At 71.8% G+C, this 20,299-nt stretch carries 16 protein-coding genes; 6 read left to right on the top strand and 10 right to left on the bottom strand.

Features of this window, described 5'->3' with window-relative positions:
* Positions 1–205: 205 nt before the first annotated feature.
* Positions 206–1,810 carry a carbamoyltransferase family protein gene (locus ACFFR3_RS33105; protein WP_345392067.1) on the top strand — a complete coding sequence of 535 codons (1,605 nt, stop codon included), beginning with the start codon at positions 206–208 and terminating at the stop codon, positions 1,808–1,810.
* On the opposite strand, the gene ACFFR3_RS33100 is transcribed toward ACFFR3_RS33105, so the two are convergent.
* Entirely contained in the window at positions 1,807–3,216 is a 1,410-nt protein-coding gene (locus tag ACFFR3_RS33100) for a N,N-dimethylformamidase beta subunit family domain-containing protein (protein WP_345392064.1), read from the bottom strand. The genes ACFFR3_RS33105 and ACFFR3_RS33100 overlap by 4 nt on opposite strands.
* A gap of 100 nt (positions 3,217–3,316) precedes the next feature.
* Here ACFFR3_RS33100 and ACFFR3_RS33095 point away from each other — a divergent pair, with 100 nt between their 5' ends.
* Entirely contained in the window at positions 3,317–4,126 is an 810-nt protein-coding gene (locus ACFFR3_RS33095) for an N-acetylmuramoyl-L-alanine amidase (protein ID WP_345392061.1), read from the top strand.
* Between the two features lie 4 nt (positions 4,127–4,130).
* Here ACFFR3_RS33095 and ACFFR3_RS33090 read toward each other — a convergent pair whose 3' ends face one another.
* Positions 4,131–4,316 carry a hypothetical protein gene (locus ACFFR3_RS33090; RefSeq protein ID WP_345392058.1) on the bottom strand — a complete coding sequence of 62 codons (186 nt, stop codon included), beginning with the start codon at positions 4,314–4,316 and terminating at the stop codon, positions 4,131–4,133.
* A gap of 217 nt (positions 4,317–4,533) precedes the next feature.
* Between ACFFR3_RS33090 and ACFFR3_RS33085 the strand changes: the two genes are divergently transcribed.
* Positions 4,534–5,352, top strand: a complete 819-nt coding sequence (locus ACFFR3_RS33085) for an SAM-dependent methyltransferase (protein WP_364367364.1) — start codon at positions 4,534–4,536, stop codon at positions 5,350–5,352.
* On the opposite strand, the gene ACFFR3_RS33080 is transcribed toward ACFFR3_RS33085, so the two are convergent.
* Entirely contained in the window at positions 5,342–6,499 is a 1,158-nt protein-coding gene (locus tag ACFFR3_RS33080) for an FAD-dependent monooxygenase (protein ID WP_345392052.1), read from the bottom strand. The two genes, ACFFR3_RS33085 and ACFFR3_RS33080, sit on opposite strands and share 11 nt — an antisense overlap.
* 66 nt (positions 6,500–6,565) lie before the next feature.
* The gene (locus tag ACFFR3_RS33075; RefSeq protein ID WP_345392049.1) at positions 6,566–9,709 is read right to left on the bottom strand and encodes an AfsR/SARP family transcriptional regulator; all 3,144 of its coding nucleotides are present in this window, start codon (positions 9,707–9,709) and stop codon (positions 6,566–6,568) included.
* Positions 9,710–9,860: 151 nt separating this feature from the next.
* Here ACFFR3_RS33075 and ACFFR3_RS33070 point away from each other — a divergent pair, with 151 nt between their 5' ends.
* Positions 9,861–10,439 (top strand): TetR/AcrR family transcriptional regulator, encoded by a 579-nt coding sequence (locus tag ACFFR3_RS33070; RefSeq protein WP_345392046.1) that lies wholly within the window; start codon positions 9,861–9,863, stop codon positions 10,437–10,439.
* A gap of 56 nt (positions 10,440–10,495) precedes the next feature.
* Here ACFFR3_RS33070 and ACFFR3_RS33065 read toward each other — a convergent pair whose 3' ends face one another.
* The 5 genes from ACFFR3_RS33065 to ACFFR3_RS33045 are packed head-to-tail and all read right to left on the bottom strand — an operon-like array spanning position 10,496 to position 17,331.
* Positions 10,496–12,124, bottom strand: coding sequence for a ricin-type beta-trefoil lectin domain protein (locus ACFFR3_RS33065; RefSeq protein WP_379484414.1), 1,629 nt, complete (start codon positions 12,122–12,124; stop codon positions 10,496–10,498).
* Between the two features lie 17 nt (positions 12,125–12,141).
* Positions 12,142–14,211: a glycoside hydrolase family 2 protein gene (locus ACFFR3_RS33060; protein ID WP_345392040.1), complete on the bottom strand. Its 2,070-nt coding sequence runs from the start codon at positions 14,209–14,211 to the stop codon at positions 12,142–12,144.
* A gap of 23 nt (positions 14,212–14,234) precedes the next feature.
* On the bottom strand, positions 14,235–15,077 hold the full coding sequence (locus ACFFR3_RS33055) for a carbohydrate ABC transporter permease (protein WP_345392037.1): 843 nt from the start codon (positions 15,075–15,077) through the stop codon (positions 14,235–14,237).
* A complete protein-coding gene (locus ACFFR3_RS33050; RefSeq protein ID WP_345392034.1) occupies positions 15,074–15,964 on the bottom strand; it encodes a carbohydrate ABC transporter permease in 891 nt (296 codons plus the stop codon). Before ACFFR3_RS33050 ends, ACFFR3_RS33055 begins: the two co-directional genes overlap by 4 nt.
* The gene (locus ACFFR3_RS33045; protein ID WP_364367345.1) at positions 15,961–17,331 is read right to left on the bottom strand and encodes an ABC transporter substrate-binding protein; all 1,371 of its coding nucleotides are present in this window, start codon (positions 17,329–17,331) and stop codon (positions 15,961–15,963) included. Before ACFFR3_RS33045 ends, ACFFR3_RS33050 begins: the two co-directional genes overlap by 4 nt.
* Before the next feature lie 137 nt (positions 17,332–17,468).
* Between ACFFR3_RS33045 and ACFFR3_RS33040 the strand changes: the two genes are divergently transcribed.
* A complete protein-coding gene (locus ACFFR3_RS33040) occupies positions 17,469–18,497 on the top strand; it encodes a LacI family DNA-binding transcriptional regulator (RefSeq protein ID WP_379484413.1) in 1,029 nt (342 codons plus the stop codon).
* Positions 18,498–18,532: 35 nt separating this feature from the next.
* Positions 18,533–19,498 carry an EamA family transporter RarD gene (gene rarD, locus ACFFR3_RS33035; RefSeq protein WP_345392025.1) on the top strand — a complete coding sequence of 322 codons (966 nt, stop codon included), beginning with the start codon at positions 18,533–18,535 and terminating at the stop codon, positions 19,496–19,498.
* Here rarD and ACFFR3_RS33030 read toward each other — a convergent pair.
* Complete coding sequence (locus ACFFR3_RS33030; protein ID WP_345392022.1) at positions 19,389–20,258, bottom strand: hypothetical protein; 870 nt, start codon at positions 20,256–20,258, stop codon at positions 19,389–19,391. The two genes, rarD and ACFFR3_RS33030, sit on opposite strands and share 110 nt — an antisense overlap.
* Positions 20,259–20,299: the final 41 nt, after the last annotated feature.

Below are 20,299 nucleotides of genomic sequence, written 5' to 3'. Positions count from 1 at the left end.
CGACCTCGCCGACCGGCACGTGACGTGCTCGGCCGCTAAGAGCTGACGTGTCCCTTACGCGGTTGGGAGATCCACTTGTTCTGGCCTGGGGTATCGGTGCCCGTGATCACGATCAGGAGGCAGCAACATGGCGGACTTTCCCATTGTTGTCGGTATAAATCGCACCCAGGATGGTTCCATTGCCGTCGCAGTGGGCGAGTCGGGCATGTACAGCCTGCAGAAGGAGCGGATCAGCCGAAGAAAGCACCACTGGGGCCGCCTCGGCGACCTGCCCGACCGCTACCTGACCGCCATGCCGCTCCTCAAGGAGCCGATCGACCTCGTGGTCGAGGGGTACTCGTCGGACACCGAGATCGAGCACTCCGGCGCGTACCAGGAGGAGGTGCGCGAGACGCTCGGGCTCAAGGAGAACGCGCAGATCGTCCTGGTCTCCCACCACCTCAGCCACCTCTACAGCGCGTTCTACCCCTCGCCGTTCGACGAGGCGGCCGGGCTCGTGATCGACGCGCAGGGCAGCCACGTCAGGGATTTCACCGAGCAGGTCGAGCTGCCGCGGGACGCGGGAGGCGACCTGCTGGAGGTCGCCTCCTTCTACCGGTGCTCACGTGGTGGCCGCATCGAGTGCCTGGCCAAGCAGCTCTGGGACGGCGACTGGACGCGGCCGGCCGGACTCGGCTGCTTCTACGCGCTGCTGACCAAGATGCTGTGGCCCGAGGGCGAGGGCAACGAGGGCAAGGTCATGGGGCTGGCCCCGTTCGGCGACCCCGATGCGCTCGGCCTGCCCGACCTCGACGTACGCGGCCACGAAGTGCACATCCCGCCCGCCTGGGTGGAGCTCTTCGCCGACCGTGACGCCTACCTCTACGAGCCGGGCGGCGAGGAGTTCCGCCGCGCCGCGAACCTGGCCGCCGCCGGCCAGCGCGCCTTCGAGCGGGCGCTGACCCAGGTCGTCGCCTGGCTGCACGACAGGACCGGCCTCGACGCGCTGGCCTTCGCCGGCGGCACCGCGCTCAACTGCTCGGCCAACGGCCGGCTCATCCGCGAGTCGCCGTTCCGCGAGCTGTTCATCCCGCCCAGCCCGCACGACGGCGGCACGGCGATCGGCTGCGCGCTCTACGGGCTGATCGCCTGCCTGGGCGTCGAGAGCCGGTGGCGGTGGACGGACGACTTCCTCGGCCCCGACCCGGACGAGAGCGCGATCGAGGCGGCCGTGCGCGGCCTGCCCGCGGGACTGTACGCCGAGCGGCCCGACGACCTGGCCGGCGAGCTGGCCGGGCTGCTGGCGAGCGGCCGGGTGGTGGGCCTGCACCAGGGCCGCGGCGAGTCCGGCCCGAGGGCGCTCGGCAACCGCAGCATCCTCGGCGACCCGCGCAGCCCCGACCTGCAGGACTACATCAACTTCGAGGTCAAGGGCCGCGAGTGGTTCCGCCCGCTGGCGCCGCTGGTGCTCGCCGAGCACGCAGGACGTGTCTTCGAGGTGGACCGCCCCGCCCCGTTCATGCAGTACGCCGTCGCCGTCCGCCCCGCCTACCGCGACAGGCTGCCCGGCATCACCCACGTGGACGGCACCGCCCGCCTGCAGACCGTGGAACGCGCCACCACGCCCTTCCTGCACGCCCTGCTGACCAGGTGGCACGCGCTCACCGGTGTTCCTGTGCTGATCAACACCTCGCTCAACGGCCCGGGCGAGCCGCTGACCGAGACGCCGGAGCACTCGATCGAGACCCTGCGCACGACCGGCATGCACGCCCTGGCGCTGCCGCCGTACCTCATCCGCAAGCACGAGGAGCCGCGGCTGCCCGGCGCCTAGGAGAGGCGGTCGAGCACGTTCGCCGTGATGCGCTCGACCGCCGCGCAGGTGGCCAGGCCGCGCGGCCAGTCGGTGGTGGCGGCGTTGAACACGATGCCGCCGCGCGCGTGGGGCCGTGTGGCCGGGGCGCCGGGCGCCTGGGGCCGTGTGGCCGGTGCGGCGGCCTCGTAGAGGCCCATCGTGGCGGCGCCGTTGCCGAAGCCCCACCCGCTCGCCCTGGCGTCGCCCACCGCGAGGATGGTGAACCCGGCGGGCGTGCCGTCGGCGCCGGTGGGCGCGTACGGCGGCGCCGCCGCCCGGTCGAAGTCGGCGCCGTCACACTCGTAGCCCACGAGGTTCTCGGCCAGCCCGAACACGTCGCCGTCGCGCAGCCCGGTGCCTTCGTAGACCCAGTGATCCGCGTGCTGCACCCGATAGCCGACCGGCTCCGGATGATCGTCGCGGTCGCGCTCGCCGCCGTTGCGGAAGCTGACGCCGATCAGCTCGTTCTCCGGCGGCCCCTCCTCGTGCCAGACGCCGACGCGGGAGAAGGTGAGGGGGTCGTGGAAGACGACCCGCCACCAGCAGGTGTTGCCGCCGAAGAAGGCCGCGTTCCGCCCGGCCGCGACGTGCTCGGCGACGGCGGCGCGCATGGCGTCGCTCCAGTACTCGTCGTGCCCCGCGCTCACCATCAGCCGGTACGGCTCCAGCAGCGCCGCCCCCTCTCGATGCAGGTCGAGATCGGTGCAGTAGTCCACCGCGTAGCCCCGGCGGGCGGCCCAGGCGATGAACCTGGCGTCCCAGTGCACGAACGTCTGGCGCGGCGTCGGGTCGTAAGGATCGAAGTTGTGGACGTCCCACGGCGTGCCCCCGGTGCCGCCGCCCGGCCGGTGCAGTGACACTCCGGGCTCGGGGACCTGGTCGGGCATGGTGTAGAGGCACCAGTGGCCGATCAGCCGCTCAGGATCGTACGGCCGCCCGTCGATGAGGTTGTAGGCGTGGTAGGTGAACAGCGGCAGCTTGTAGAGGATCCGCGCCGCCGGGCGTTGGGGCCTGACCACGAACAACGCCCTGTCCTCCCGGCCGTCGGGGGTCGTCCGGTCAGGGTCGGTACGGTCGGAGCCGCTCTCGTCGCCCTCCACCAGCACCGCCACATAGACGCCTGGCTCGGCCGGCGCCCGCACCGGATAGCCCGACCATGGCCGCAGCGGCTCGCCGCGCAGCCCCGTGCCCGGCCGGCCCCAGTCGTGCGCGGGCAGGTGCGGCGGCGCGTGCTCGCCGGGCAGCCACGGCGTCTTGTCGGTCAGCGTCATGCCGGTCTCGTACCGGTGGAACTCCACCCGGAACCTGGGCGCGTCCGTCGAGACCCGCAGCGTCATGTGGCCGCCCGCGTACGGGCTCGGCTGCTCCGCGTACCCCCTGATCATCTCGCCAGTCTTCCACCGTTCCGCGGCCACGTCACGACACGAAAGGCCAGGTCAGGGCGGGTCGTGGGTTTCTCCGGCAGCGCCGGGTACGGTCGTTGCCATGCGCGCCCACCTCACTGCGGCCCTGCTGATGACGCTTCCCGGCCTGGCCGCCGGATGTGCCCAAGGCGCGGCGCCCGCCGTACGCGAGGCCGTGCCGGCCGCGTCGCCCACCGCTGAGCCCACCGCTGAGCCCACCGAGCCCGCCTCGGGACCGCTGGCGGGCAAGATCGTGGTGATCGACCCGGGGCACAACGGCGGCAACGCCTCCCACCCCAAGGAGATCAACCGCCAGGTCGACGTCATCACCGGACGCAAGCCCTGCAACACCACCGGCACCCAGACCGCCTCCGGCTTCCCCGAACACGCCTTCACCTGGGACGTCGCCACCAGGCTCAGGCCGATCCTGCGGCGCATGGGCGCCAAGGTCGTGCTCACCAGGCCCAACGACGAGGGCGTCGGCCCGTGCGTGACCGAGCGGGCCGCCATCGGCAACGAGGCCAGGGCCGACGCGGTGCTGTCCATCCACGGCGACGGCGCCGAGCCCAGCGGGCACGGCTTCCACGTGATCATGCCGGGCCTGCTCAAGGGCCACAACGACGCCGTGGTCAAACCGTCGCGCCGGCTCGGCATCGACGTGCGCGACGCCTTCCGCGAGGGCACCGGCATGCCGTACGCGAACTACACCGCCCGCAGGGGCCTGCAGACCCGCACCGACCTCGGCGGGCTCAACCTGTCGAAGCGGCCCGCGGTGTTCATCGAGTGCGGCAACATGCGCAACAAGGGTGACGCGGCCAAGATGACCGACCCCGCCTTCCGCGAGCGCATGGCGACCTCGCTGGCCGCCGGCATCAAACGTTTTCTGACCTGACCGGTCAGCCGTCACGGCACAGCGGATCACCGCCCACCACGCAGGCGATGTCGTCGAGCCGGCAGCTCAGCAGGGTGCCGTCCATGCCGAGCACGAGCACGAGGTCGCGCTGGGACGGATGAGCCAGCACCACCCTGCCGACGACACCGTTGTCCAAGATCACGGTAGGGCGGCCTGCCGCGTTGTCCATGCCCTCGCGACTCCTCTCGGGTCCGGAACGAGCCCTCGCGCCGGACCCGTCCCCACCAGGATGCACAGGCTTGTGCCTCGAGCGCATCGGTCAGGCGGCGGTAATTACGTACGCGGAGGACAGTACCTTCACCACCGGAGTCCGCACATGCCGGGTGCGAAAGCCAACCGGCGAGTAATATGACGGCCAAGCTGCCCCCGGTGAAGGAGACGGCCCTGTGTCCGAGCTCGAACGGGTACCACCCGGCATCGACCCTTATGTCCCCAGCTCAGCGCGGGTCTACGACTACCTGCTCGGCGGCAAGGACAATCTGGGCGTGGACCGCGAGGTGGCCGAACGACTCCTCGCCGTCGCCCCCGACAGCCGCCTGGTCGCCCGCGCCAACCGGCAGTTCCAGGTCGAGGTGGTCGGGCAGCTGAGCGAGCAGGGCATCCGCCAGTACATCGACCTCGGCACCGGCATCCCGACCTATCCGAACGTCCACGAGGTCGCCCGCAAGGCGCGCCCGGACGTCCGGGCGATCTACGTCGACAACGACCCCGTCGTCTACATGCACGCCCAGGTGATGCTCACCGACTCGCCGACCGTCGCCGGCGTGCACGCCGACCTGCGCAGGCCCGCCGACATCCTGGGCCACCCCGACGTCGTCGAGCTGATCGACTTCACCGAGCCGGTGTGCGTGCTGATGGTCGGCGTGCTGCACTTCATCATGGACGAGGAGGACCCGGCCGGCATCGTGGCCGCGTTCAGGGAGCGCATGGCGCCGGGCAGCCACCTGGTGATCTCGCACGCCATGGCCGACAGCGACCCCGAGGCCATCGCCCAGCTCGCGGCCGCGACGGCCGGTTCGCCCGCGCAGCCCAGGTTCCGCACGCGGGACGAGGTGCTGGCGCTGTTCGACGGGTTCGAGCTGATCGGGCCGGGGCTCGTGCCGGTCCAGGACTGGCACGTCGGCCCCGACGACGGCCGGATCCCTCTGCTGGACGCTCCGCCCAAGCTCCGCATCGAGGGCGCCGCCGGCCGCCTCACCGCATGACCTGCTCGTACGACCTGAGCTTGATGTCGGTGGCGAACTTGTCCGTCACCTTCAGCATCAGGCCGAGCAGGAAGCCGTACTTGAAGGTCCAGTTGCGCAGGCGCATCTTGGCCGGGCTGCCCGGGGCGAGGAACGGGCCCGCGTTGCCGTTCTTGGCGATCTTGGCGTAGGGGCGGAACTGGCGCTCGTACTCGGCGAAGGCCGCCCGGTGGTCGCCGCCCGCCGCCGCCAGCTCGCCCGCCAGCACGTACGCGCCCACCACCGCCAGCCCGGTGCCGAAACCGCCCAGAGTGTTGCCGTACGCCGCGTCGCCCAGCAACACCACCCGGCCCTGGCTGTACCGGTCGATCCTGACCTGGCTGAGCGAGTCGAAGTAGACCTCGCGCGCGTCCCGAACCGCGTCCATGATCTCGGGGACCCGCCAGCCCATGCCGGCGTAGGCGCGGCCGAGCAGCTTCTTCTGCTGTTCGGCGTCGTAGCGGTCGTACTCCAGCGCCGCCGAGGCGAACACGAAGAACGCCGGCGCCTTCGTCCCGCCCACCGCCACCATCCGGCCGGGCTCGTTGTACATCTTCGCCGGCTCCCCGAAGTCCAGACCGGTCTCCACCAGCGCGTAGTAATGGCCGAGGAACCGCACGAACTCCTCCTCGGGCCCGAACGCCAGCCTGCGCACGTTCGAATGGATCCCGTCCGCGCCCACCACCAGGTCGAAGGTGCGCGGCGCCGCGCGTTCGAAGGTGACGTGCACGCCGTCCCTGGTCTCGGTGAGCGAGGTGATGGAGTCGCCGAAGACGTACTCGCAGGCGGGGGCGGTGCGCTCGTACAGCAGGCGCGACAGGTCGCCCCGGGTGATCTCGACGTCGCCGCCGGTGAACTCGCCGGGGATGACCGTCAGTCTCCGCCCGGCCGCGTCCACGATCTCCTGGTCGCTGCCGCCGGTCTGGAGCCGGCGCACGTCGTCCAGGATGCCCATGCGGCTCAGGACCGTACGGTGGGTCGCGCCCTTGAAGTCGACGGCCTGCCCGCCCAGCCGCAGCGACGGCGCCCGCTCGACGACGGTGACGGCGAATCCGTAGCGGATGAGCCAGTGCGCCAGTGCGGGTCCGGCGATGCTGGCGCCCGAAATGAGGACGTTGGTGTTTCGCATGCCCCCACGTTCGCGATTCCCGCTGACAACCCGCCGATCACTCGCTGACAGCCCGTCTCCGGGGTGTCAGCGACCCGTCGCCTTGAGCGTGGCCAGGGCGTCGGCCCTGGTCATGGCGGCGCCTTCGGCGTAGGCGGCGGCGAACGCCTCAGCGCCGAGGATCGCGCCGGCCTTCGCGGCGGTACGGGCCACGTCGCGGTCGCCCGCCACCGCCATGCCGCGCAACGCCACGGCGACCCCCAGCAACAACGCCGCCCGCCCTGCCGCCTCCTCGCCTACGAGACCGCCTACGAGACCGCCCACGAGACCGCCCACGAGACCGCCCGCCAGGGCTTCGGTGGCGTCGGCCCAGTCGGAGGTCATGGGGGAGGTGAGCGCGGTGGCCAGAGCTTCCGTGTGGAGGGTGGCGGCGCGTTCGGCGTCGCCGTGGGCCTCGGCGAGGCGGGCCAGGGCGGTGAGGACGTGGGAGCGGGTGCCGGCCGAGGTGAAGGCGCCGCTCTCGGAGCCGGCCAGCGCCGCCGACAGGAGCCGTTCCGCCTCGGCCAGGTCGCCCTCGTGGCGGGCGATGTCGCCGAGCTGGAGCTGCACCCAGGCGGTCAGCTCGGGGCGGCCGAGCCGCCGCTCCAGCTCGCCGGCGCGGGCGTAGTCGGCGCGGGCGGCGGCGACGTCACCGGCCCGCCACAGGGCGGCGGCCCGCCGGTTCAGGATGTCGGCCAGCTCGTCCAGCCCGCCCAGCTCCTCCAGCAGCCCGATCGCCTCCCGCCACAGGCGCCGGGCCCGCGCCCAGTCGCCGCGCCAGCCCGCGATCACCGCCAGCCAGTCGAGCGCCTGCGCCTTGCCCCACCGCTCGCCGAGCCGGCCGAAGGCGGCGAGCACCTGCTCCAGCTCGGGTTCGGCCTCGGCGGGCGCGCCGTTGAGCACCTTCATCAGGGCGGTGCCGAGGTCGCCGAGCGCCCGGCTCCACGGGTCGTGGCTGAGGGTCTCGCGGCGGCCGCGTTCCTCCTCGTCCGCGCCGGGCGGCCCGGCGATCATGCCCCACAGCGCCACGCCGAACCGGTGCCGCATCGGCCGTCCCAGCGAGCCGACGATCTCCCTGGCCCGCCGCCAGTGCGGCGACCCCGCGTCGGGGACGGCGTGCAGCACGGTCATCACGTACTCCTCCGCCAGCCCGTCCGGCGGCTCCGTGCCGACCCGGTCGAGCAGGCGTACGGCGTGCGGGGCGGCCTGGCCCCGCCGCCCGCTCAGCCACCAGTACATGGCCAGCGCCGCCATCAGCCGCAGCCCCGTCGCCGGGTCGTGCTCGGCGCTCCACCGCAGCGCCGCCCGCAGGTTGGCGTCGTCGGCCGACAGCCGGGCCAGCCAGTCGAGCTGCTCGCCGCGGTAGAGGTGGTCGTCTGCGCGGCCGGCGAACTCCAGGAACCAGGCCGCGTGCGCCCGCCGTACCGCCGCCTCCTCACCGGCCGCCGCCAGGCGTTCGAGGCAGAACAGGCGGATGGTGTCGAGCATCTGGTAGCGCTCGCCGTCGGTCTCGACCAGCGACTTGTCCACCAGCCCGGCCAGCACGTCCGCCCCGTCGGGGAAGCAGACCCGTTCGACGGCCTCCAGGGTCGCGCCGCCGCTGAACACCGACATCCTTCTGGCCAGGGCCTGTTCGTCGGCGTCCAGCAGGCTCCAGCTCCACTCGACGACCGCGTGGAGCGTACGGTGGCGGGCCGCCGCCGTACGGTCGCCGCGCGACAGCAGCCGGAACCGGCCGTGCTCGGCCAGCCGCTCGGCGATCTCCGCCACCCCGAACGTCCGCACCCGCGCCGCCGCCAGCTCGATCGCCAGCGGCAGCCCGTCCAGCTCGGCGCAGATCCGCGCCACCACGTCCAGCGTCCGCGGGTCCAGGGCGCCGGGGCGCACCGCTGCCGCCCGTTCGGTGAACAGCCGGACCGCCGGGTACGCGAGCGGGTCCTGCTCCGCACCGGGTGGCGGGACGGGCAGCGGGGTGAGCGGGACGAGGTGCTCGCCGGTCAGGCCGAGGGGTTCCCGGCTGGTGGCGAGGACGCGCAGGCCGGGGCAGTCGGTGAGCAGGCGGCGTACGAGCGTGGCGGCCTCGTCGATGACGTGCTCGCAGTTGTCCAGGACGAGCAGCAGGTCCTGCCCGGCGAGCGCGGCGACGAGCCGCTGCACGGGGTCGGGGCCGGCGTTGGCCGGCCGCAGCGCCGGCTCCCGCAGCCCGAGCGCCTGCCACACCACCCGCGCCACCGCCGACCCCGGATCCGGCTCACCGCCCACGGTCACCAGTGAGAGGTCGGCGAAGGCGGTGGTGGTGACGCGGCGGGTGTGTTCGATGGCCAGGCGGGTCTTGCCGGTGCCGCCGGGGCCGACGATGGTGATCAGGCGGGCCTTCAAGGTCGCCAGGTGGGCCAGCTCGGCGTCGCGGCCGATGAAGCTGGTCAGTTGGGCCGGGGGGCGAATCAGGGACGTGGGGTTCTGGTGGCCGCGAAGGATTTCCAGGTGGAGGGCCGCCAGCTCCGGTGAGGGGTCGGCGCCCAGCTCGTCGGCCAGGCGGCGGCGGCCTTCTTCGAAGACCTGCAGGGCCTCTGCCTGCCTGCCGGATGCGTGGAGTGCGCGCATGAGGAGGGCGCGGGTTCGCTCCCGGAGGGGGTCGGCGGAGAGCAGGTCGCTCAGGCCCGTCACGGGCGGGGCGGTGCCGGGGAGGGAGAGTTCGGCCTCATGGAGGTCTTCCGCCGCCGACAGGCGCAGGTCGTCGAGTCTCCGCGCTTGGGGCGCGGCGAAGGGGGCGTCGGCGATGTCGGCGAAGGCGGGGCCGCGCCACAGGTCCAGGGCCTCGCGGAGGACGGTCGCGGCGGCGGCGTGCCGGCCGGCCGCGAGCAGGGCGCGGCCGTCCCTGGCCAGGCGGTCGAAGCGGTGGACGTCCACGTCGTCGCGGTCGACGGCGAGCCGGTAGCCGGAGCCGTGGGACTCGATCAGGCCCCCTGGGAGGTTGCGGCGCAGCCGGGAGACCTGGGCCTGCACGGCGTTGGCCGCGCCCGACGGAGGGCGGTCGCCGTACTGGCCGTCGATGAGGCGTTCGAGGGTGACCAGGTGGCCGGCGTCGAGGAGCAGCAGGGCCAGCAGCGCGCGCGGGCGGGGGCCGCCGACCGCGACGGGCTCGCCGGCGGCGGTCCGTACGTCGAGGGGACCCAGTACGCGGAACTGCACCCTGCCGATTGTCCCCCAAGCGCCGAACGCCGGTCGCATCGCGGGAAAGGGGAGGCGGTGTGCGGGTCAAGATCTTTTTGAGGCAGAATGATCTTGTGCGAGCCCTCTCCGCAGCGGGGGCTCGCACGCCCCCCGGTAGGCTGAGCCCATCATGGACCCCACGCCCGGGCTGCGCGAACGCAAGAAGGCCGAGACCCGCCAGGCCGTCCACGAGGCGGCGTTGCGGCTGGTGGTCGAGCACGGCCTCGACGCGGTCACGGTCGAGTCCATCGCCGACGCGGCCAACATCTCACGCCGGACGTTCTCCAACTACTTCGCCGGCAAGGAGGACGCACTGCTCTACGGCGAGGAGCAGCGCATGGGCGCCCTCGTCGAGCGGGTACGCGCCCAGCCGCCCGGCATGCCCGCGTGGCAGGCGCTGCGGGTCTCGATCGAGGAGCTGCAGGAGGAGCTGGGGGAGCCGGAGCGCGAATGGGCGCTGCGCACCCGCCTCGCCCGGCGGCATCCGTCCCTGATGGCCCGGCAGCTCGCCAACCACGCCGGTCTGGAGAGCGACCTCGCCGCGGCCGTCGCGGGGCGGCCGGGTGACGTGCCTGGGCGGGTGCTGGCGGCGGCGTTCCTGGTGGCGTTGCGGCTGGCGTCCCACGTGTGGACCGAGGAGGGTGAGGCCCGCACGTTGCGTGAGGTCATCCGCGAGACCCTCGACCAGATGGCCCGTCCGTTCAGCTGACCGGAGCCCGGCGCGCGGGCCGCCTGATGGGCAGCCGCGCGCCGGAGTTCACGTGACTACAGGGTCCACTGCTGAGGGAAGAGGCCGTTGCAGTCGTAGATCTGCAGTTTCGTGCCGTTCGCGGTGGCGCCCTCAGGGGCGTCGAGGCAGCGGCCCGACTGCGGGTTGAACAGGGAGCCGTCGGCCCGGTGCACCCACTTCTGCGCCCCGCTGCCGTTGCACTCCCACAGCTGCACCTTGGTGTGGTTGGCGGTGCCCTGCGCGTCCACGTCCAGGCACTTGCCGAACGCCCGCAGGCTGCCCTCCGGGTGCGGCGACCAGCGCTGGCCGGTGGCGACACCGCAGTCCCAGAGCTGGGCGCGGTTGCCGTTGGCGTTGGTGTTGGTGTCGACGTCCAGGCACTTGCCGCCGGGCCCGGTGATCTGCCGGGCCGGGCTGGGCAGGGTGCCGAGGCCGTAGCGGACGGCGCACTGGTTGCCGGTGAGGTGGACGGCGGTCAGGTAGAGGAAGCCGGTGCCGTTGGCGGACGGCACGATGGGGGAGCTGTAGCCGGGGCAGGACGGCTCGCCGGGGTTGTAGCCGCCGGTGGGCGCGGTGACCGCGGGCGCCTCGATCTCCGTCCACGCGCCGGCGCCCAGGTCGGTGTTGGCGAACAGGACCTGCCCGGACTCGCCGAGCACGGTCTTGTTGCCGGTCGGCCCGGCCACGACCCGCTGGCCGGACATCAGCAGCGTGCCGTTGGGGCCGCCGCCGGGCAGCCACGCGACGTACGGGGTGTGCAGCAGCTCCCGCTGGTCGGACGTGCGCACGAGGGTGCCGGCGCCGGAGCCCCAGCTGAGGCCGTTGGAGCTGGTCTTGATGTAGACCTCGCACGCGTGGTCGGCGTCCGTGGCGTCCCTGCACATCTCGTACGCCATCAGGTACGTCCCGTTCGGCAGCTCCGTCACGATCGACATGCCCGGCCTGGCCAGGTCGTCGTTCGGGAAGGCGACGTCCTGGGTCATCGTGGAGGACCAGGTCTGGCCGCCGTTGGTCGAGGTGTAGTGACCGATGACCTGGTTGTTCGTGGGCGTGCCCGCGGGCCGCTCGTCGGAGATGAAGCAGGCCAGCGTGTTGTTCGGGGCGAGCAGGAACCACGGCTCCCAGATGCCGTGCCCGATGGTGTCCGGCAGGCCGCTGGTCTGCGTGCAGTTCGACAGGTACGTCCACGAGGCGCCGTGGTCGGTGCTCTTGAACACCTCGACCTTCTGCGCCCGGTAGTCGCCCTCGATCCAGGCGGTTCCGGCGGCGAGCAGGTCGCCCTGGTTGAGGCCGTTGGCCGTGCGCGGCACCTCGTACAGGACGGGAGCGCCGAGCGCCCAGCCGGGCGTGTTGGAGGTGATGGTGGAGATGGGGTTGGCGGACCAGGTGCGCCCGCCGTCGGTGCTGCGGTGGATGGGGAACGAGCCGGGCGCGTTGTGCCCGCGGCGCGCGAACGTGGCCAGCATGGTCTCGTTCGGCGAGCCGTCGTGGTCGAGCCTGATCGCCCTCGGGTAGCTCGCGTCCCCCTGGGGGAACGTGGCCAGGTCGGGCGAGTAGAGCACCTGGCCGGCCGGGGCCGCCGAGGCGGGGCCGGCCAGTGCTCCGAGGCAGGTGGCGATGAGGGCTAACGCGGTCACGATCCGCGCGGGGGGTGTCAGCCGCACGTGCTTACTCTCCTTGGCTAGGACTGGCGGTTGTCTCCGATGACGGGAGCTGTGTGGGTGTCGACGTCCACGGCGGAGCGGGCCACCACGACGCCGTCGCTGACCAGGGCCAGGTGCAGCCGCCCGCTGGTCCAGCCGTCCGGCAGCTCGGCGGTGACCTCGGCGGGGCCGCTGAGCAGGAACGGCTTGGCCTCGATCCACGGCCCCTCGGCGCCGAAGGCGGCGGGACCGGCGGGCGGCGCGCCGAGGACGGGCGTCCAGGCGGTGTGCAGGTGGCCGTTGACCGGCTCGGCGCCGTGGTGCGAGACGCGGACGGGCACGCTGACCCGCCCCGACTCGCTGAGCAGGTCGCGGCCGGGCGCGACGGGGACGACGTCGAGGACGAGCGTGGTCGTGGCGTTCACGTCGGACGGCCGCACCCCGCCGAGGTCCTTGGCGCGGCGCTCGTGGTCGAGCAGGCCGGCCATCTCGTGCTCGATGTCGTACAGCTCGGTGTAGACGTAGCCGGCCACCCGGTCGTGGCGGCGCAGCTCCTGGGTCTGCCAGCGCAGCTGCCAGCCCCGCTCGACGGAGGTGAAGCCGGTGCCGTACTCGCTGTTGAGGTTGGGCAGGCCGCGCAGCGGCTGGTCCGGGACGCCGGCCAGCTTCTTGCGCACGACGTAGTCGGGGCCGAGCTTGACGGGGAAGTCGTCCTGCTCACCGTCCAGCAGTGCGGCGACGGTCCTGCCCCAGGAGGCGGCGGACTCGTCGTAGTAGTGCCAGTCGAGCAGGTCGGTCTTGACGTGGGTCCAGCCGGAGTTGTCCACCGCGGGCCGGCTCGGGTCGAGGGCCTTGATCAGGTCGTACGCCCGCGCCACCGCCTCCTGCTTGGCCGGGTCGCCGGGGATGTCCCAGTCGAGACCCCACTCCTCGTTGTAGAGCCCCCAGATGACGATCGCGGGCGAGTTGCCGTCGCGCTCGACCATGGGCGCGATCTGCTCCTCGAACGCCGCCACGGACGCCTCGGTGAACGTCCCCGTCGCGGCCGGTTCCGCCCACACCAGGATGCCGAGCCGGTCGGCGTGGTGGACGAAGCGCGGGTCCTCCAGCTTCAGGTGCTTGCGCACGAGGTTGTAGCCCGCCTCGGCGGCCAGTTCGAGGTCGCGGAGGAGGGCGTCGTCGTCCGGCGGGGTGATCCCCGTACGCGGCCAGTAACCCTGGTCGAGCACCCCGCGCACGAACAGGCGGCGGCCGTTCAGATAGAGGTCCTCGCCGATGACCTCGATGCGCCGCAGTCCGGTGTAGGCGGCGACGGTGTCGGTGCCGGTGCCGGTGCCGGTGTCGGCGCCGGCGCCGGCGGTGAGGGTGGCGTCCACGTGGTAGAGGTGCGGGTCCTCGGGGGACCACAGGCGCGGCTCGGCCACGGGCAGCACCGCCTCGGCCCGCCCGCCGGAGACCGGCACCTCGACGCTCGTGTCCGTGCCGCGCAGCGTCAGCCGCAGCAGGGCCCCCTCCGCCGGCCCTCCCACGGTGGCGACGACCGCGATGCCGTCGAGACCCTCGGTCGGCCGCAGCCGCAGCCCGGCCAGGTACGTCGCGGGCCGCGCCTCCAGCCACACGCTCTGCCAGATGCCGGACGACGGGGTGAAGCAGACGCCGTCGAAGTCGTCGCGCGGGACGCTGCGCTGCTTGCCGTGCGCGATCTCCCGCTTGTCGAGCGGCGCGGAGACCCGGACCACGACCTCCTGCTCGCCGTCACTGTTCAAAGCGCCGGTGATGTCGGCCTCGAACGGCGTGTAACCGCCCCGGTGGCTGACCACCTCGGTGCCGTTCACCCAGACCGTGGCCTCGTGCTGCACCGCGCCGAAGTGCAGCACCACCCGCTGCCCCGACCACTCGGACGGGACGGTGAAGCGGCGGCGGTACCAGGCGAGGGGCAGCCAGTGCGCCTCGATCCCCGACGCGGGCGTCTCCCAGGCGAAGGGCACGGTGATCGTGGCGGTCCAGTCCGGCTCGGTGTCGGCCCGGAACTCCCACTCGCCGTTCAGGCTCGACCAGGAGTGCGACCGGTCGAAGTGGGGGCGGGGATATTCCGCACGCGGCGTCATGGTTCTCCGTTTCATGTGTGGGGTCAGCCCTTGACGCTGCCCGCGAGGATGCCGTTGATGAAGTGGCGCTGCAGCAGGACGAAGATCACCAGCAGCGGCAGCAGCGCGATGCTGCCGGCGGCGAGCAGCTCGCCCCAGACGGTGGCGAAGTCGGCGCCGATGCGGTTGCCGGTGACGTTCTGCGCCAGCGTGGACAGCACCACCTGCAACGTCTGGTGTGAGGTGTCGTTGACGGCGACGACCGGCCAGACGAAGTCGTTGTAGATGTTCATGGTGGTCAGCACCGCCAGCGCGGCCAGGCCCGGCCGGATGACCGGCAGCACGACCCGCCAGAAGATGCCGAACTCGCCGGCGCCGTCCACCCGCCCCGCGTCGATCAGCTCGTTCGGGATGGCGGCGATGGTCTGCCGCATCCAGAAGATGCTGAACGCGTCCACGCTGCCCGGCAGGATCAGCGCCTGGTACGTGTTCACCCAGCCCAGCGCGCTCATCTCCAGCAGCAGCGGGATGATCAGCACCAGCGTCGGCAGCATCAGCGTCAGCAGCACCACGCCGAACAGCAGGTTCTTGAACGGGAAGTCGTACTTGGCGAAGGCGTAGCCGGCCAGCGGGCAGAAGAACATCGTCATCGCGCCCTTGACCGCCAGCACCAGCCCCGTGTTGGCGAAGCCGGTGCCGATGGGCACGTCGGCGAACATCGCCCGGTAGTTGTCCAGGGTCGGCTCGCCGAGCGACAGCGGGCTCGTGATGATCTCGGCCGCCGGTTTCAGCGAGGAGCTGACCGCCCACCAGATGGGGTACAGGAACGCGATCGCGAGCAGCGTCAGCACCGCGTACTGGACGATGCCCGGCCTGTTCTGCGTCATGACACCTCGTCTTTCGGGCGCAGCAGCCTGACCGAGATCAGCGACAGGCCGAAGACCAGCAGGACCAGCAGGAACGAGTTCGCCGCGCCGGTGCCGAGGTCGGAGGCCGTGATGTGGTCGTAGAGGTAGAGCCCGGCGGTCGTGGTGGAGCCGTACGGGCCGCCCTCGGTCACCACGTACGGCTCCGAGAACATCTGGAAGACCGCCAGCGTCTGGATCACGACGAGGAACGCCATGCTCCGCCGCACCAGCGGCAGCGTGATCGACCAGAACTGCCGCCAGCGGGACGCGCCGTCGAGGGAGGCGGCCTCGTACACGCCGCCCGGCACGGCCTGGAGGCCCGCGAGCAGGATGATGATCGCGAACCCGGTCGTCTTCCACAGGAACAGCAGCGCCAGCGTCGGCTTCGACCACGTGGTGGAGGTGAGCCAGCCGACGTCGGGCAGCCCGACCAGGTTGAGCAGGTAGTTGACCAGGCCGTAGTCCTGGTCGAACACCACGATCCAGATCTGCGCCATGGCCACCAGCGGGGTCACGAACGGCGCGATGAACGCCACCCGGAAGAACCCGCGCAGCCGCAGCTTGGCGTTGGCCAGCAGCACCGCGCCGCCCAGCCCCGCCACGACCTGGATCGGCACGATGAGCAGCCACATGACGGCGCTGTTGCCGAGCGAGGCCCAGAAGTCGGGGCTGGTCAGCAGATAGAGGTAGTTGTCCAGGCCGACCCAGCGCGCCGCGCCCGCACCCCGCCAGCGCATGAAGCTGAGCTGCAGCGCGTAGATCAGCGGGTAGACCCCGAACGCGGCGAAGACCACGAAGAACGGGGCGATGAACAGATACGGCGACAGCTTGGCGGGCCGCCGGAGACCACGGGTGAGACTCGTCATGAGCGGTCGATGAGGTTGCGCTGGATCTTCTCCGCCGAGTCGGAGATCACCTGGTCGGGCGTCATCTGCCCGTCGATCAGGCGCTGCATGTTGTTGCCCAGGTAGTCCACCGACTGCGCCCACCACCACGGGATCGGCGCGGCGGCCGGGATGGTGGCGGCGGCGTCCACGGCGACCTTCCACAGGTCCTGGCCGCCGAGCGCCTCGATGGGCTGGAACAGCGGCTTGGCCGGGTCGAGCGCGGGCTGGTAGCTCGGGATCGAGGTGGACAGGCCGCCGGGATAGACGTCGTTGGGGCCGTACACGGCGGTGTAGCCGGGCTCCTTGAAGCACAGGAACTCGTACAGCAGCCAGGCCAGCTCGGGGTTCTTGGCCTTGGCGGGGATGACGAAGCTGCTGCCGCCCATCGCGCCGCTGCGCGCGCCGCCCGGCGTCCAGGCGGGCAGCGGCGCGGCCCGCCACTTGCCCTTGGTGTTCTTCAGCAGCTGCTGCGGCGCGAACGACCACCAGATCGCCCACGGCACGAACACCTGCTGGCCGTTGTCGAGCGTGTTGACGTCGGCCGGCTCCAGGTAGGGCGCGTGGGTGACGAGGCCGTCCTTGACCGCCGTGTCGATCCAGCCGAAGATCCGCCGGTACTCCTCGGAGTCGAGGCGCAGCTTGCCCTGCGCGTCGGTGAGGCTGGTGCCCTGCTGGTTGGCCAGCATCTCCAGCCAGAGCTGGCTGAGGAACGGCGTCTTCTCCAGGTGGATGGGCTTGGTCTTGGGGTCCTTCTCCTTGACCGTCCTGGCCGCGGCGAGCAGGTCGTCGTACGTCGCGAGCCCCGCCGGGTCGACGCCCGCGTCCTCCAGGATGTCCTCGCGGTACCACAGCAGGCCGGGGTCGAGGTCCCACGGGACGCCGTAGATCTTGCCGTCCACGGTGTTCACCGACAGCTTGTACGCCGACGTCTGGTCCTTGTACGGCGCGATGAGGTCCGTCAGGTCGAAGAGGTGCTCGGCCTGCCCGCCGATCTTGGCGTCGTCCCAGAAGCTGCCGTCGGGCACGTCGGTGCCGCTGATGAGGGTGTTGGCGAGCTTGGCGTCGATGTCCACGGCCTGGTGGTTGACCTTGACGTTCGGGTACGCCTTGCGGAACTCGCCGATCGCCGCGTCGAACACCTTGAACAGGTCGCCGGACCGGTTCCAGATGGTGATCTCGCCCTTGGCGGCCGAGGCGGTGGCGGTGGGCTTGGTGAGCTTGCTGGGCTCCGCGCCGGTCCCGCCGGGGGCGGCGCAGGCGGCGGCGAGCGAGCCGGTGGCGGCGAGGGCCCCGATGCCCAGGGCTCCCTTGAGAAAACCACGGCGGCCAATGGGGGATGGGGGCATCTTCGACTCCTAGCCGGACGGGATGAGACGGTGTGAGGGCTCTGCAACGATGCAGACATCATGCATACTCGTCTGCAACGATGCAAGAGCGGGTTTAGGATCTACCCAACTGAGAGCGCGGGAGGTATAGGAGACGCATGGCCGGTCCAACCTTGCGTGACGTCGCCAAGCGGGCGAACGTGTCGATCCGCACGGTGTCCAACGTGGTGAACGGTTACGCGCCGGTCTCCGACGAGCTGCGCGCCCGGGTGCAGACCGTGCTCGACGAGCTCGGCTACCGTCCCAACCTCATCGCCCGCAACCTCAAGCAGGGCCGCACCGGGATGATCGCGCTCGTCGTGCCCGAGCTCGACGTGCCCTACTTCGCCGAGCTGGCCCGCGAGATCATCACCGCCGCCCGCGCCCGGGGCTACGTCGTCATGATCGACCAGACCGACGGCGACGGCGACAGGGAGCGCGAGCTGCTCGGCCGCGACTCGCGCGCCACGCTCTTCGACGGCCTGCTGATCAGCCCCATCTCCGTCACCGCGGAAGAGCTGCGCGGCCGGGCCAACAAGGTGCCGATCGTGCTGCTCGGCGAGCACATCTTCAACGGCAGCCTGCCCCACGTCGCCATCGACAACGTCGCCGCCGCCCGCGAGGCCACCACCCACCTGCTCGATCTCGGCCGGCGCCGGGTGGCCGCCATCGGAGACCAGCCGTACGCGACCGGCGAGACCGCCCAGCTCCGCACCACCGGCTACCGGCAGGCGCTGGCCCGCGCCGGCATCGAGGTGGACGAGACCCTGATCGTCTCCACGCCGCACTTCCACCGGCGGCTCGGCGCCGAGGCCGTGCAGCGCCTCATCGCCCTGCCGGAGCCGCCCGACGCGGTCCTCTGCTACAACGACCTGCTCGCCCTCGGCGCGATCAGGGCGCTGACCAGGGCAGGGTGGCGGGTGCCCGACGACGTCGCGGTGGTGGGCATCGACGACATCGAGGAGGGCCAGTACAGCACGCCCAGCCTCACCACCATCGCCCCCGACAAGGGCGAGCTGGCCAGGCGGGCCGTGGACGCGCTGCTGGAGACGATCACCGCGGCCGAGCCGTCAGGCCCGCCGCCCGAGATCGTGGTGCCGCACCGGCTGATCGTCCGCGAGAGCACGGCGGGGGAGCAACCGGCCTGATCGGCCGTTCTGATCGGACGACGTAAGGTTGGGTGGTGCCCGTCGCTCGTCAAGGTCTCCTGCTCGGCGCGGCGGCGTACGTGCTGTGGGGCCTGTCCGTGCTCTACTGGCCGCTGGTCGAGCCCACCGGCGCCATTGAGATCCTCGCCCTGCGCGTGCTCTTCTCGCCCATCGCGGTCGGCCTGCTGCTGCTCGCCATGGGCCGGGCGAGAAGGGTGGCCGAGATCCTGCGCAAGCCCCGCGAGCTGGGCCTGCTCACCCTCGCCGGGGTGCTCACCTCGGCCAACTGGGCGTTGTTCATCTGGGCCAGCACCAACGGCCACGTGGTGGACGCCTCGCTCGGCTACTTCATCACCCCGCTGGTCAGCGTCGCGCTCGGCGTGGCCGTTCTGCGCGAGCGGCTGCGGCCCGGCCAGTGGGCCGCCATCGGGCTCGGCGCGGGCGCCGTCGCCGTGCTCACCGCCGCGTACGGCGGCCTGCCCTGGATCGCGCTCGGCCTGGCCGCCACCTTCGGCCTGTACGGGCTGATCAAGAAGCATCTCGACGTGGGCGCCGTCGAGGGGCTGATGGTGGAGACCGCGGTGCTGTTCCCGTTCGCCGCGGTCTACACGATCGTGCTGCAGACCTCGGGGCAGGCCACGTTCGGCCACGTGTCGCTCGGCAACACCCTGCTCGGCGTCGGCTCGGGGTTCGTCATGATGGCGCCGATGCTGCTGTTCAACGCGGCGGCCACGCGCGTGCCGCTGAGCGTGGTCGGCATGCTGCAGTTCATCGAGCCGATCGTGCAGTTCCTCCTCGGCGTGCTGGTGTTCCGCGAGGTGATGCCGGCGGTCAGGTGGGCGGCGTTCGCCCTGCTGTGGGCCGCGCTCGCCATGCTGACCGCCGAAGGCGTCAGGCGACGGAGTCGGGCTGGCGCCGGGGCTCGTCGAGCTCCACCGCGCTCCGCTCGATCATCTCGAACTGCGTCATCAGCCGTTCGAGATCAGGGGGAGACACCGTGAACGTGTCGTGCACCGCCTCACCGGCCGCCGTGTAGCTCAGCTCGTGGCCGCAGGTGCCGTCCCACACGCCGCTGATCACCCGCATCGCCGGCGGGAGCCGGTCCACGTGCACCCTGCGCACCCGTACGCCGGCGGCGGCCTGCTCGCGGGCCAGCGACTCCAGCTCCTCGCTCCACTCGTGGTAGATGAAGACCCGGCGGATCGTCACGCCCCGCGCCAGCGCGTCGAGCTGGGCCTGCCAATACTGGCGGCCGACCGGCTCGCGCCACCAGGTGAGGTCGACCGAGGGCACGCTGGTGGCGCACATGGTGGCCTTGGTCTGGTCGATCAGCCGCTGGAAGACCGCGTTGTCGCCGTACGGCGTGCGGAAGTGGCCGCGCTCGAGGTCGGCCAGCGTGCGCAGGCAGTCCTCGAACGCCACCCGGCAGGCGTCGGCCGCCGGGGTGCCCGCGTACTCGCGCTCCACGTGCTTGGCCGCCCGCAGCATCGGCAGCATCAGGTCGGGCAGCCACGGGATCTTCTCGATGGTCGCCACCATCTGCCCCACCCGTGTCTCGTGGTCGATCCTGCGCTTCTCCCGCAGCAGGGTCTGCACCTGTAACGTGATCACGCCGCCGATGAGCCCGGCCACCATGCCCAGCCCCTGCGCGGTGTCCTCTTTGACGTAGAAGATCACGCCGATCAGCACGGACAGTGCGGTGCCGATGATCAGGACGGGGTCGAGCGCGAACGTCGGCTGCTTCTTCGCCGGCCTCGTCATTTGGGTCTCCCGGGAGGATGAGCGCACTGAAGTCCCTGAGT

The organism is Nonomuraea salmonea, assembly GCF_042428605.1.
Classification (GTDB): domain Bacteria; phylum Actinomycetota; class Actinomycetes; order Streptosporangiales; family Streptosporangiaceae; genus Nonomuraea; species Nonomuraea salmonea.
This window is presented reverse-complemented; position numbering and strand designations above follow the sequence as displayed.